This window comes from Streptomyces sp. NPDC020917 (assembly GCF_044333795.1).
Taxonomy (GTDB): domain Bacteria; phylum Actinomycetota; class Actinomycetes; order Streptomycetales; family Streptomycetaceae; genus Actinacidiphila.
Map to the genome: position 1 here is coordinate 333,126 of NZ_JBIRRR010000005.1, position 12,621 is coordinate 345,746.

Sequence of the window (12,621 nt, forward strand, 5' to 3'; positions counted from 1 at the left end):
CAGGAGGTGCCGCGCCGGTCCGGCCGCGCGCCGCCGGACGGGGGTTCTGGGCACGGGAGGCAGGCGAGTGCCGGGCGCACGAGCACCGTACTGCTCTGCCCTCTGAGCTACCGGGCCGCAATGGCCCGGGCGGGACTCGAACCCGCGACCTGTCGATGATGAGTCGAAGGAAGCCCGTGCTGCGCTTCGCCTGCCACCGGCGCCCAGGCGTCCCCCGAAGGGCCTGCGCTCGCGGGAGGCCCGGGCCGCTCTCCGTCCCGGTGTCCGCCCCCGCTCGGCGGCAGTTGCCACTGTAGGGACGGACGCCGCCGCGCCGCACCGCAATATCCGCGGCATGCTGCTCCCCTGGCAGCGGCCCGCGCGGCGCACTACTCTGCCGGAACACCCCGGGCCAGCCGGGACCGGTCGACGGGGAGAAAGCCGCGGTGTTCTACCGGTTGCTCAAGTACGTGCTCCTGGGGCCTTTGCTGCGGCTGCTGTTCCGGCCCCGGATCGAGGGCATGGAGAACATCCCGGAGTCGGGTGCGGCGATCGTCGCGGGCAACCACCTGTCCTTCTCCGACCACTTCCTGATGCCGGCGATCCTGCCGCGCCGGATCACCTTCCTCGCGAAGGCCGAGTACTTCACCGGGCCCGGTCTCAAAGGGCGGTTGACGGCCGCGTTCTTCCGGGGCATCGGCCAGATCCCGGTGGACCGTTCGGGCGGCAAGGCGTCGCAGTCGGCGATCACCGCGGCCCTGGAGGTGCTGGGCCGGGGCGAGTTGCTCGGCATCTACCCGGAGGGCACCCGCTCGCACGACGGCCGGCTGTACCGCGGCCGCACCGGCGTGGCCGTGATGGCGCTGCGGGCTGGGGTGCCGGTGATCCCGTGCGCGATGGTCGGCACCTTCGAACTGCAGCCGCCCGGACGAGTGGTGCCGCGGCTGGGCCGGGTCACCATCCGCTTCGGCCGGCCGCTGGAGTTCGACCGGTTCACCGGCATGGAGGACCGGCGCGAGGTGGTGCGCGCGGTGACCGACGAGATCATGTACGAGATCCTCGGGATGTCGGGCCAGGAGTACGTGGACCGGTACGCCGGTGACGTGAAGGCCGAGCAGCAGGGGCAGCAGCACGGGGTGGCGGCGCGGCTGCGGCGCAAGCCCTGACGGCCACGCTCCGGCCGCGCGGGCCCGGCGGCCTGCGCGGCGGTGTGCGCGGCGGCGGGTCCGCCGTCGGCGAACTCCCCTGGCCGCGGCGGCCGGGCGCACGTAGCGTCGCGGTATGACGGGAACCGCGTTCGTGATCGGCGCTTCAGGACAGATCGGACGGCAGGCGGTACGCGCCCTCGCCGAGGACGGCTGGGAGGTGACGGCCGCCTCACGGGGCGGCGGCTCGGACCCGGACTGGCCGCAGGGCGTGCGGACCGCCAGGGTCGACCGGGCGGACACCGGCGCCCTCGCCGCGGCGCTCGGCGACGGCGCCGACGTGCTGCTGGACTGCGTGGCCTACGACGGCGCGCACGCGGACCAGCTGGTCTCCCTGGCGGACCGGATCGGCTCGGCCGTGGTGATCTCCAGCGCGGCGGTCTACCAGGACGAGAAGGGCCGCAACTTCGACACCCAGGAGGAGCCGGACGGCTTCCCGCAGTACCCGGTGCCGCTGCCCGAGACGTGCGGCACCGTCACCCCCGGCCCCGCCACCTACGGCACGCGCAAGGCCGAGCTGGAGCAGGCGCTGCTCGCGGCGGGCGACAGGCTGCCGAGCACCCTGCTGCGGGCGGGCGCGATCCACGGCAGGTTCAGCCCGCTGCCGCGCGAACTCTACTTCGTGAAGCGGGTGGTGGACGGCCGGGAGGTGAAGGTGCTGTCCTACGGCGGCGAGACCAGGTTCCACCCCGTGCACGCCGCGAACATCGCCGAGCTGGTCCGGCTCGCCGCGCGCAGGCCCGGGTCGCGGGTGCTCAACGCCGGGGATCCGGTGGCGTTCTCCGCGGCGCGGATCGCCGCGGCGGTGGACGAGGTGATGGGCCACACCGGCCGGACCGTGCTCGTGGACGGCCCGCCGCCGGCTCCGACGGTCGGCGAGAGCCCGTGGTCGGTGCCCTACCCGATGGTGCTCGACATGTCCGCCGCGGAGCGGGAGTTGGGCTACCGGGCGGTGACGTCGTACGAGGAGGCGCTGCCGGCGACGGTCGAGTGGCTGGTCGACACCCTGCGCGGTGCGGACTGGCGCGAGGCGTTCCCGCTGGTGGCCCGGATCTCGGACCAGGGTGACTGGTTCGACTACCCGGCCGAGGACGCCTGGCTGGCCGCGACCGGCCACTGACCTGCCCTTGGCCTGCTCCCTGCCCTGCACCCGGCCCGGCGGCCGAAGGCTCCCGGGCGGCCGTGCGCGCCGCCTGCTCGGTCAGCGGCCGTCGCGCCAGGGGTACGGGTAGGCGCGCATCACCCGGACGTGGCCGAACACCGAGCGTCCGGTGATGCGCACCACCGGCCCGTCGCCGGACTTCTCCTGGGCCGCCCCCAGATGGGACCGCTTGCCGAACAGCGCCGACCCCGTGTCGTAGACCTGGGCGCCGTCCGGAACCAGGATCTCGACCTTGCCGAACAGGGATCCGGCCTCGACGACGACCTCACGGCGGGTGAACACGGCCTGCCGCAGGTCGATGACGATCGCGCCGAACGTCGCGTGCGCCACGGTGTGCGGCGGCACCGGCCACTGGCCCGCGCGCCGGACCTTGCTGAACAGGGCGCGCACGGGGGCGTCGTCGGCGGGTGAGGTCAGGGGCGCGCCGGGGGCCGGGGTGGGCAGGTCGGCGGTGAGCGGGGCGAGTTGGCCGCGGGTGCGGGCGGCGTAGACCGACTCCAGGCGCTCCGCGTGCTCGTCGACGGTGAGCCGCCCCTGCGCGAGCGCGTCGGCCAGCACGGCCGCGGTGTGGTCGCGTTCGTCGTCGGAGGCCCGCAGATGCGCGTCGGCGGGTTCCTCCCGCGGCGACAGTTCGGACACCGGACGTCCTCCGTGGTTCCTGGGTGCTCTCCGGCCCGCGCCGCGATGAGCGACCGCGCGGACCCGGGCGACACTCACGCTATATCGCGACTTACGCGGGTGCAAGGCGCTGCCCCACGCCGGGCGCGCTGGTCCCGCCGCGGGATATCCGCTCGCCCGCGCCGCCAGGGCCCGCCTAGGGTCGAAGGCCATGAGCGCACGACTGAGGAACCTCGCCAGGGAGAACGAGCGGATCTTCGCCGAGGGCGGCTACGCCTCGGGCGGCGGCGGGTTCGTGCCGCTGGCCGACGCGATCTCGGCGGCGGCCGACGGCACCCGGATGTTCGGGCCCGAGCCCGTTCCCGTGCCGCGGGAGTCCGGCGGGGGCGCGGCGGCGCGCTGCACGGTGACCGGCGAGAGCAGCACGCAGGCGGCCCGCCGGCTGACGGCGGGGTCGGGGAACGCGTCCTCGGGGAACGCGTCCTCGCGGGACGCGGACGGCGGCCCGGTCGCGGTGCTGAACTTCGCCTCGGCGCGCAACCCCGGCGGCGGCTACGTCAACGGCGCGCAGGCCCAGGAGGAGGCGCTGTGCCGGGCGTCCGCGCTGTACCCGTGCCTGCTCCGGGCGCCGGAGTACTACGCCCACCACCGCGCGGTCCGCGACCCGTTCTACAGCGACCGCGTCATCCACTCCCCCGGCGTGCCCGTGTTCCGCGACGACCGGGGCGCCCTGCTCGACCGCCCGTACCGCGCGGACTTCCTCACCTGCCCGGCGCCGAACGCCGGCGTGATCGCGCGTACGATGCCGGAGCGGAGCGACGAGATCGGCCCGGCGCTGGACGCGCGCGCCGAGCGGGTCCTGGAGGTGGCCGTCGCCCACGGGTACCGGCGGCTGGTGCTGGGCGCCTGGGGCTGCGGGGTCTTCCAGAACGAACCGGCGCGGGTCGCGGCGGCCTTCGCCCGCCTTCTGACCGGCGGCGGGCGGTTCGTCCGCGCCGTGGACGAGGTGGTGTTCGCCGTGCTGGACCGGCGTGCGGACTCCCCTACGAGGGCGGCGTTCGCCGCCGCCTTCGCCGCCCCGCCGCAGGACGCGGCGCCGGCGCGGTGACCGACACACGAGGACGTAGGCGGGTATGAGCGAGCACGACACGCAGGGCACCGGGACCGGCGACGCGGCGGGCGGGGAGACGGCCGCCGGCGAGCCCGAACAGGCCATGTACGAACGGCTGATCACGCTGCTGGACGCCGAGGGGGCCCAGTACCGGACGATCGACCACGCGCCGGAGGGTGCCACCGAGCTGGTGAGCGAGCTGCGCGGCAACTCCCTCGGCCAGGCGGCCAAGTGCATCGTGGTCATGGTCAAGGTGGGCAAGAAGGTGACGCGTTACGTGCTCGCGGTCGTGCCCGGCGACCGGCGGGTGGACATCGGCGCCGTGAAGGGGCTGCTGGAGGGCACGTACGCCTCGTTCGCCTCGCGCGACATCGCGGAGCGGCTGGCCGGCAGCGTGAGCGGCACCGTGCTGCCCTTCTCCTTCGACGAGCGCCTCGAACTGGTCGTGGATCCGGACCTGCTGGCCCACGAGGAGATCTTCTTCAACGCCGCGCGCCTGGACCGCTCGCTGGCGCTGTCGGTCAAGGACTACGTGCGGATCGCCGCACCCCGCACCGAGGCGATCGCCGGCTGAGCAGCCCCGCAAGGGCGAACCGCCCACCGCCGGGGCGGCGGTGGGCGGTTCGGCGGAGCGTTGGGCCGTCCGGCGCGGCTACTTCGTCGGGGGCACCGGGGTGGCGTGCGGCCCGCACACCACGTCCTGCGCATCGAGCGCGCCGCTCAGCAGGTAGGAGTCGACGCGGGAGTTGATGCACGGGTTGACCAGGTTGGTGACGCCGTGCGAACCGGCGTCCTTCTCGGTGATCAGCCGCGATCCGGCCAGTCTGCTGTGCAGTTCGAGCGCGCCGCCGTACGGGGTGGCCGCGTCGCGGGTGCTCTGCACGATCAGCACGCCCGGCAGCCCGCGGTGCGAGTGGACGTTCACCGGGTGCTGCTGCGGTACCGGCCAGGTCGCGCACGGCAGGTTCATCCACGCGTTGGACCAGGTGAGGAACGGGTACTGCGCGTTCAGCGCGGTGTTGTCGTGGTCCCATGTACGCCAGTTGGTGGGCCACTTGGCGTCCGTGCACTCGACGGCGGTGTAGACGGCGGTGCCGTTCTCCGAGCTCGCGTTGCCCGCGGTGTCGGACATGTCGGGCCCGGCCGCGTCGACCAGTGCCTGGGTGTCACCGCTCTCGTAGCGGCTCCACACGCCGGCCACGGTCGCCCAGGTGGAGTCGTAGTAGGGCGCGTTCTGGAAGAAGCCGAGGAGTTCCGAGGGGCCGACGACGCCGCCGATCGGGTGGGCCTTTGCGGTGGCCCGCAACTGCTCCCACCGCGCCTGGACCTGCGCGACGGTGCTGCCGAGGTGGTACACCGAGTCGTACGAGGCGACCCAGCTCTGCCAGTCCTTCCAGCGGCCCTCGAACGCCACGTCCTGGTCGAGGTTGTTCTGGTACCAGATCTGGTTCTGTGCCGGGTTGACGACGCTGTCGACGATCATCCGCCGCACGTGCGTCGGGAACAGGGTGGCGTAGACCGCGCCGAGATAGGTGCCGTAGGAGACGCCGAGGTAGTTGAGCTGCCGCTCGCCGAGGGCGGCCCGGATGACGTCCATGTCGCGCGCGGTGTTGGGGGTGGTCATCTGGGACAGCATCGCGGCGCCGGTGCGCTCCAGGCAGCCGTCGGCGTACTCGCGGGCGAGCTTGCGCTGGGCGGTCTTGTCGGCCTCGGAGTCCGGCACCGGGTCGGCCTTGGGGGCGCGGGCGAACTCCTGCGGGTCCGCGCAGGAGATGGGCGCGGAGTGGCCCACGCCGCGCGGGTCGAAGCCGACGAAGTCGTAGGCGCTCGCGGCGTTCTTCCACAGCGCCGAGCCGCTCGTCAGCCGCACCGGGAAGCGCAGGCCCGAGCCGCCGGGACCGCCCGGGTTGTAGATCAGCGAGCCCTGCCGCTGCGCGGCGGTTCCGGTGCTGACGGCCCGGTCGACGGCGAGCTTGATGGTCGCGCCGAACGGGCGGGAGTAGTCGACGGGCACGGTCACCCAGCCGCACTGCACCGGTGCGGCGAGATTCCAGCCGGCCGGGCAGGCGGCCCAGTCGATTCCGGCGCGCTGAGCCTGGTCCGCGGCGATGACCTGGCCGACGGACTCCGGTACGACGACCTCGCGGGCGGGACGTGCGGTGGCCGCCGGCGCGGCGGCGACGGCGCCGGCGAGCAGTACACCGGTCGAGACGAGCACGATCGTGCGTCTCATGGTTTCTGACCTCCCCCTGACGGACCGCGGCTTGTGGCCGCGGCGTTCACAGTGATGAGGTGCGAATCTTTTCCCCTGTGTGCCCGCTGTGAACAGGCCGGGAGGGTGATTCTTCATCAAAGCGTGATTCCATACGGGAGTTGGACTGAGCCGTACGGGTGACGGCGGCTTCGGCGAGGCCCCGGACGTAGGGGTGCGGGACCGTGCCGTCGCCGGACAGCTCGGGCTGGAAGAGGGTCGCCAGCCAGAACGGATGGGCGGTCAGCTCGGCGACCCGGACCGCGCCGTCGGGGTCGTGCCCGGTGAAGCGCAGCCCGGCGGCCTCCAGTTGCGGCAGCAGCCCGGGAACGGGCCCGTACGCGCAGTGGAACCGCTCGACGCTCTCGCGGCTGCCGAGCAGGCGCTCGGCGAGGCTGCCCGGCGCGGTCCGCAGCCGTCCCTCGTGCCCGACCAGCGAGCAGGCGAGCGGGGCGATCAGCACGGCCTCTCCGGCGCCGTCCGGGTCGTTCTCCGCGTGGCGCGCGTCCGCCAGCCCGCACACGGTCCTGGCGTACTCCAGCAGCGCGTGCTGGAAGCCGCCGCACGTCCCGAGGAACGGGATGCCCTGCTCGCGGGCGGTCCGGACGGCGGCGAGCGCGCCTGCCTCGCTGCGGTACGGGCTGCCGGGCAGCAGCCACACTGCGTCGAAACCCGCGACAGCGCCGGGTACTTCGGCGTCGGGCGTCGGGATCCAGTAGCCCTCGACGGCCAGTCCGTGGCGGTCCCGGAGCGCCCGCAGCAGGCGGGGCACGCGCTGGTGGGCGCGGACGTTCGGGGAGCGGTCGCCGACGAGGGCGAGCCGCGCGGGGCGGGCAGCGGGTGCGGCGGCGGACGCGGGCGCGGTCCTGGACGCGGGATGGGCCGGGTTCGTGGTCATGGCGTCATCCTGCGGCGCGGGGCGCTATCGCGTCCAACGATGATTCATGGTGACGACATCAGTGATACTGATGACCATGGATCCGCATCTGCTGCGTACGTTCACCGCGGTCGCCCGGCTGGGGTCGTTCTCGGCCGCGGCACGGGAGCTGGGGTACACGCAGTCCGCCGTCTCGCAGCACATCGCCGCCCTGGAGGCGGACCTGGGCGTCGAACTCCTGGGGCGCAGGCCGGTGGCGCCGACGGAGGCCGGCGCCCGGCTGCTGGACCACGCGGGCCCGCTGCTGACCCGGCTCGCCGCGGCCCGCGCCGACGTCGCGCGGGTGGCACGCACCCCCGGCGCGCGGCTGGCCGTCGGCGCCACCGCCCTGGCCTGCGGCGCGGCGACGTCGCGGGCGATCGCCGGGGTGCGGGCGGCACTGCCGCGCGCCGAGGTGTCGGTGCGGCTGATCGGCCGGAGCGCGGTGGTCCGCGGCGTCGCCGAGGGCGACTTCGACCTCGGTCTCGTGGACGGTGCCGTGGCGCCGACCGACCCGCTGCACCTGCCGGAGGCCGAGGGGCTGGCCGTGCGGGCGGCCGGGGAGGAGCCGCTCGCGGTCCTGCTGCCGCCGGGCCATCCGCTCGCCGGGCGACCGGGCCTGTCGCTGCCCGATCTCACGGACGCCCTCTGGCTGGACGCGCCCGCGGCCGCCGTGCCCCTCCCGGACCTGCGCGCCGCCGCCCCCGGCGGCTACCCGGCCGCCCTGCGCTACGAGGGCGCGGACACCCGGGTCCTGCGGCACCTGGTCGCCGCCGGGCACGGGCTGGCGGTGCTGCCGGTGTCGGCGGCGCCCCGGTCCGCCGTACCGCTGACCGGGCCGCGCCTCGTCCACCACGTGGAGGCCGTCCTGCGCCCGTCCCCGCCCGCTGCCGTCACGCTCTTCCTGGACGCGCTCCCCGAGGCGGACCCGGTGCGCTGACGTCCCGTCGGACGTACGGCAGCCCCGGCGGAGGGCCGGTCAGCGCCGGGTGGCCGCTTCCGGGCGGACGGGTGCGGTACCGCCGGCTGTTCCGGCACGCCCTTCTGCCGTCGCTTCCCCTGGCGCGAGGACGGCGTGCAGCGTGCGGGCGAGCAGGGGGCGGAGCCGGTGCGCGTCCGGGGCCAGGGCGGTGACCAGGGTGGCGGGGCCGCCGGCCAAGGGGGTGGCGACGGCCTGGACGGGATCGGCGGCATCGGTGAGCAGGACGCGCAGGCCGTCCGCCATCTCGGTGCCCACCAGCAGCAGTTGGCCCACGGCCCGGTGCCCGCCGAGGCCGGCGGGGCCGTCCCAGCCCGGGGTGGCGCCGGGGCCGAAGGACAGCTCCTGGTCGAGCAGCGGCCGGCCGTCGCGGCGCACGGTCAGGCGGGAGGCGAGCCTGCCCGGGGTCTCGCCGTGCCGGCCGAGGATCTGCTCCTCGCGCAGCACCAGGCGGGCGCCGGGGGCGAGCCGGACGCGGGTCGTCATCCGGAGGTCGCTGCCGCGCGCGGCGATCACCGGTTCGGGCAGCCACGCCAGCTCGCCGCCCTCCTCCACCGTCAACTGCACGTCGTAGTGGGCTGGTTCGCCACCGCGGCCGGGCAGGGCGAGCGTGGCGGCGGCCGAGCCGGCGGTGAGCCGCGCCCCGGCGCCCACCACCACGTCGACGTGCAGCAGGTCGCCGCCCAGCGGTGCGCTCATCGCCCCGACCAGCGTGACGGCCGCGCCGCGCGCGTCGGTCCGGGTCCTGCGGACGGCGAGGGCGCCCTGCCCCGCGAGCAGCGGCAGCGCGGTGCCGCCCCGGCCGTCCGGCACGGCCCGGATCCGGACCGCACCGGTCGGCTCGCCGGCCGCGCCGGCCCCGGCCGGCCTGCTCACGCCCCTCCCGCCCCGCCCGCCGAAACCGCGGCGAGCCGGTCGCGGACCCACGCGGCGACGGGGGCGACACCCTCACCCCGGCCCACGGACGTGAACACCGTGGGCAGGTCGCCGCGTTGGGAGGCGGCATCCCTGGCCATCCGGTCGAGGTCCGCGCCGACGTGGGCCGCCAGGTCGACCTTGTTCACCACGAGCAGGTCGGACGTGGTGACGCCGGGACCGCCCTTGCGCGGGATGTCGTCGCCCCCGGCGACGTCGATGACGAAGATCTGCACGTCGACGAGCCCCTTGGAGAAGGTGGCGGTGAGGTTGTCGCCGCCCGACTCCAGCAGCACGAGGTCGAGCGGCCCGGTGCGCTCCTCCAGCTCCTCGACCGCTTCCAGGTTGGCCGAGATGTCGTCGCGGATCGCGGTGTGCGGGCAGGCGCCGGTCTCGACGGCGACGATCCGCTCGGCCGGGAGCACGGCGTTGCGGAGCAGGAAGTCGGCGTCCTCGCGGGTGTAGATGTCGTTGGTGACGACCCCGATCGCCAGCTCGTCGCGCAGCGCCCGGCACAGCGCCGCCACCGTGGCGGTCTTGCCCGAGCCGACGGGCCCGCCGAGCCCGACGCGCAGCGCGCGTGCCCCCGCGCCGGGTGCGGACAGGGCGTACCGCTCGGGGAAGACCTCGGGGTGGTCCTGGTGCATGGTCGGCTCCTCGGCTGGCTGAGGGAACGGGGCGGCGGGCAGGCGGCACGGGCCGGCGGTCCGCGGGGAGGCGGCAGACATCGCTGGACGCTGACGCCGCTGCGGGCCGCCGCCGCGGGGCGTCATGACGCGAACAGCCGGGTCGGCCAGGCGGCATGGCGTTCGGCCGCGATGTCGAGCAGCGGAGCCGACGCGGCCGGGAGCGCGTCGGTCCCCTCGGTGCGGGCGCGTTCCGCGGCGGCCGTCGCTGCCTCCGCGACCGCGTCGATCTCGGGCGCCAGCCGGGCGAGGACCGCGGTGGCCGCGAAGGGGTCGAGGCCGAGCAGCCGTACGGTGGCGGTGGCCGGGGACCCGGCCGCCTCGTAGGCGGCGGCGCGCGCCGCGTCGAGAGGGGCGAGGCCGGCCGCGCGGGCGGTGACGCCGAGGACGACGGGCTGGTGGGCGCCGCGGGGGCGGGTGGCGGCGAGCAGGTCAAGCGCGGGTGAGGGCCAGGCGGCGCGGGCCGCCCGCAGCAGCTGTCGGCCGAGCCGGCGGGAGATCGCGCGCAGCGCAGGTGAGGGCGTGCGGGCGTCGGCGGCGTCGTCCAGCGCCGGCGGGTCGAGGCCGGCGGCCGCCGCCGCGGCCAGTGCGGCGGCGACCGGTCCAGTGGTGTGCAGCCGCCCGCGGCAGAAGGCCGCGAGGGTGGCCGCGTCGGTGATCCGGCCGTCCGCGACGGCCGCCTCCGCGCCGCCGGACTGGGCGTGCCCGCCGGCCGGGAACCGCCCGTCGGCCAGCAGGAGCAGGGCCGCAGTCATCGCCGGGGCGCCATCAGAAGAGGAAGTACCGCTGGGCCATGGGCAGTTCCGCGGCCGGAGCCGGCTCGACGACCTCGCCGTCGATGCGGACGGTGAACGTGTCGGGCTCGACCTCGACCCGGGGCAGCGCGTCGTTCTCCCGCATGTCGGCCTTGGTCACACCGCGGGTGCTGCGGATCGCGGTGAACGGCTTGGCCAGTCCGAGGCGTTCGGGCAGTCCCGCGTCGAGGGCCGCCCCGGTCACGAAGTTCACCGAGTTGCGGGCCGGGGCGGCCCCGATGGCGCCGAACATCGGCCGCGGCAGCACGGGTTGGGGTGTGGGGATCGAGGCGTTCGCGTCGCCCATCTGCGCGTAGGCGATCTGCCCGCCCTTGAGGACGAGTTGCGGCTTGACGCCGAAGAAGGCCGGGTCCCACAGCACGAGGTCGGCGACCTTGCCCGGCTCGACGGAGCCGATCTCGCCGTCCATGCCCTGTGCGGCGGCCGGGTTGACGGTGTACTTCGCCACGTACCGCCGTGCGCGGTGGTTGTCGGCCCGGCCGTCGCCCGGCAGCGCACCCCGCCGTCGCTTCATGACGTGCGCGGTCTGCCAGGTGCGCAGCGCGATCTCGCCGATCCTGCCCATGGCCTGGGAGTCGGAGCTGACGATGCTGATGGCGCCGAGATCGTGCAGCACGTCCTCGGCGGCAATCGTGGACGGCCTGATCCGGGATTCGGCGAACGCCAGGTCCTCCGGGACGGCGGGGTTGAGGTGGTGGCAGACCATCAGCATGTCGAGATGCTCCTCGACGGTGTTGACGGTGTGCGGGCGCGTCGGGTTGGTGGACGACGGCAGCACGTGCGGCCGCCCGACGACGGTGATGATGTCCGGCGCGTGGCCGCCGCCGGCGCCTTCGGTGTGGTAGGCGTGGACGCCCCGTCCGGCGATGGCGGCGAGGGTGTCCTCGACGAACCCCGCCTCGTTCAGCGTGTCGGTGTGCAGGGCGAGTTGGGCGCCGGTCTCCTCGCAGACGCCCAGGCACGCGTCGATCGCGGCGGGCGTGGCCCCCCAGTCCTCGTGAATCTTGAATCCGACCGCCCCGCCCGCCAGCTGGTCGTACAGGGCCCGCGGGTTGACGGTACTGCCCTTGCCGAGCAGCCCGATGTTGACCGGTGAGGCGTCCAGGGCGGCGAACATCGCCGCCAGATGCCAGCCGCCCGGCGTGACGGTGGTGGCCTTGGTGCCCTCGGCGGGCCCGGTGCCGCCGCCGACGAGCGTGGTGACGCCCGCGGCCAGCGCCTGGTGGACCAGGGTCGGGGTGATGAAGTGGACGTGCGCGTCGACGGTTCCGGCGGTGAGGATCCTGCCGTTGCCCGCGATCACCTCGGTCTCCGGCCCGATCACCAGGTCCGGGTGGACGCCGTCCATGGTCTCGGGGTTGCCGGCCTTGCCGAGCGCGGTGATCCGGCCGTCGCGGATGCCGACGTCGGCCTTGACCACGCCCCAGTGGTCCAGCACCACGGCCCCGGTGACGACGGTGTCGGGGGCGCCATCGGCACGGGTCGCGCGGCCCTGGCCCATGGATTCGCGGATGACCTTGCCGCCGCCGAACACGGCCTCGTCGCCGGCGAGTCCGGGCCCGCCGGCGAGGTCGCGCTCGACCTCGATCAGCAGGTCGGTGTCTGCGAGCCTGATCCGGTCGCCGGTGGTGGGCCCGTACAGGCCGGCGTATACGGCGCGGGAGAGGTCAGGCATCCAACGCTCCCCCGGTCTCGCCGCGCAGCCCGGCCACCACGCGGGTGCCCGCCACCGGCACCAGCTCGACGTCGACCGGGATGCCGGGCTCGAAGCGCACCGCGGTGCCCGCGGGGACGGCCAGCCGCAGCCCGCGGGCCGCGGCGCGATCGAAGCGCAGGCCGGGGTTGGCCTCGGCGAAGTGGTAGTGGGAGCCGACCTGTACGGGCCGGTCGGCGGCGTTGACCACCGTCAGCCGGGTGACCGGCCGTCCGGTGTTCAGGGGCACGGGGCCGTCGCCGTACAGGATCTCGCCGGGGATCACGCCGC

At 75.1% G+C, this 12,621-nt stretch carries 13 protein-coding genes; 5 read left to right on the plus strand and 8 right to left on the minus strand.

Annotated features, from left to right (window positions below):
- Positions 1 to 425 precede the first annotated feature (425 nt).
- Together ACH4TG_RS13740 and ACH4TG_RS13745 are read left to right on the plus strand one after the other, a co-directional pair.
- Positions 426 to 1,145: a lysophospholipid acyltransferase family protein gene (locus ACH4TG_RS13740; RefSeq protein WP_398242415.1), complete on the plus strand. Its 720-nt coding sequence runs from the start codon at positions 426 to 428 to the stop codon at positions 1,143 to 1,145.
- A gap of 115 nt (positions 1,146 to 1,260) precedes the next feature.
- Positions 1,261 to 2,304: an NAD-dependent epimerase/dehydratase family protein gene (locus tag ACH4TG_RS13745; RefSeq protein WP_398242416.1), complete on the plus strand. Its 1,044-nt coding sequence runs from the start codon at positions 1,261 to 1,263 to the stop codon at positions 2,302 to 2,304.
- Positions 2,305 to 2,385: 81 nt separating this feature from the next.
- Here ACH4TG_RS13745 and ACH4TG_RS13750 read toward each other — a convergent pair whose 3' ends face one another.
- A complete protein-coding gene (locus ACH4TG_RS13750; protein ID WP_398242417.1) occupies positions 2,386 to 2,985 on the minus strand; it encodes a DUF1707 domain-containing protein in 600 nt (199 codons plus the stop codon).
- Between the two features lie 190 nt (positions 2,986 to 3,175).
- Here ACH4TG_RS13750 and ACH4TG_RS13755 point away from each other — a divergent pair, with 190 nt between their 5' ends.
- Together ACH4TG_RS13755 and ACH4TG_RS13760 are read left to right on the plus strand one after the other, a co-directional pair.
- On the plus strand, positions 3,176 to 4,072 hold the full coding sequence (locus ACH4TG_RS13755; RefSeq protein ID WP_398242418.1) for a TIGR02452 family protein: 897 nt from the start codon (positions 3,176 to 3,178) through the stop codon (positions 4,070 to 4,072).
- 106 nt (positions 4,073 to 4,178) lie between these two features.
- Entirely contained in the window at positions 4,179 to 4,649 is a 471-nt protein-coding gene (locus ACH4TG_RS13760; protein WP_398242611.1) for a YbaK/EbsC family protein, read from the plus strand.
- 78 nt (positions 4,650 to 4,727) lie between these two features.
- Here ACH4TG_RS13760 and ACH4TG_RS13765 read toward each other — a convergent pair whose 3' ends face one another.
- Both ACH4TG_RS13765 and ACH4TG_RS13770 read right to left on the minus strand, forming a co-directional pair.
- Positions 4,728 to 6,308: an alpha/beta hydrolase gene (locus ACH4TG_RS13765; protein WP_398242419.1), complete on the minus strand. Its 1,581-nt coding sequence runs from the start codon at positions 6,306 to 6,308 to the stop codon at positions 4,728 to 4,730.
- Positions 6,309 to 6,354: 46 nt separating this feature from the next.
- A complete protein-coding gene (locus ACH4TG_RS13770; protein ID WP_398242420.1) occupies positions 6,355 to 7,224 on the minus strand; it encodes a hypothetical protein in 870 nt (289 codons plus the stop codon).
- Between the two features lie 76 nt (positions 7,225 to 7,300).
- On the opposite strand from ACH4TG_RS13770, the gene ACH4TG_RS13775 reads away from it, so the two are divergent.
- Positions 7,301 to 8,182: a LysR family transcriptional regulator gene (locus ACH4TG_RS13775; protein ID WP_398242421.1), complete on the plus strand. Its 882-nt coding sequence runs from the start codon at positions 7,301 to 7,303 to the stop codon at positions 8,180 to 8,182.
- A gap of 39 nt (positions 8,183 to 8,221) precedes the next feature.
- Here the strand turns inward: ACH4TG_RS13775 and ACH4TG_RS13780 are convergent, their stop codons facing one another.
- The 5 genes from ACH4TG_RS13780 to ACH4TG_RS13800 all read right to left on the minus strand — a co-directional run bounded on the left by ACH4TG_RS13780 (position 8,222) and on the right by ACH4TG_RS13800 (position 12,616).
- Complete coding sequence (locus tag ACH4TG_RS13780; protein WP_398242422.1) at positions 8,222 to 9,097, minus strand: urease accessory protein UreD; 876 nt, start codon at positions 9,095 to 9,097, stop codon at positions 8,222 to 8,224.
- Complete coding sequence (gene ureG, locus ACH4TG_RS13785) at positions 9,094 to 9,783, minus strand: urease accessory protein UreG (protein WP_398242423.1); 690 nt, start codon at positions 9,781 to 9,783, stop codon at positions 9,094 to 9,096. Before ureG ends, ACH4TG_RS13780 begins: the two co-directional genes overlap by 4 nt.
- 122 nt (positions 9,784 to 9,905) lie before the next feature.
- Positions 9,906 to 10,577 carry an urease accessory protein UreF gene (locus tag ACH4TG_RS13790; protein WP_398242424.1) on the minus strand — a complete coding sequence of 224 codons (672 nt, stop codon included), beginning with the start codon at positions 10,575 to 10,577 and terminating at the stop codon, positions 9,906 to 9,908.
- Between the two features lie 13 nt (positions 10,578 to 10,590).
- Entirely contained in the window at positions 10,591 to 12,312 is a 1,722-nt protein-coding gene (locus tag ACH4TG_RS13795) for an urease subunit alpha (RefSeq protein ID WP_398242425.1), read from the minus strand.
- Entirely contained in the window at positions 12,305 to 12,616 is a 312-nt protein-coding gene (locus tag ACH4TG_RS13800; protein ID WP_398242426.1) for an urease subunit beta, read from the minus strand. The genes ACH4TG_RS13795 and ACH4TG_RS13800 overlap by 8 nt, the downstream gene beginning before the upstream one ends.
- Positions 12,617 to 12,621: the final 5 nt, after the last annotated feature.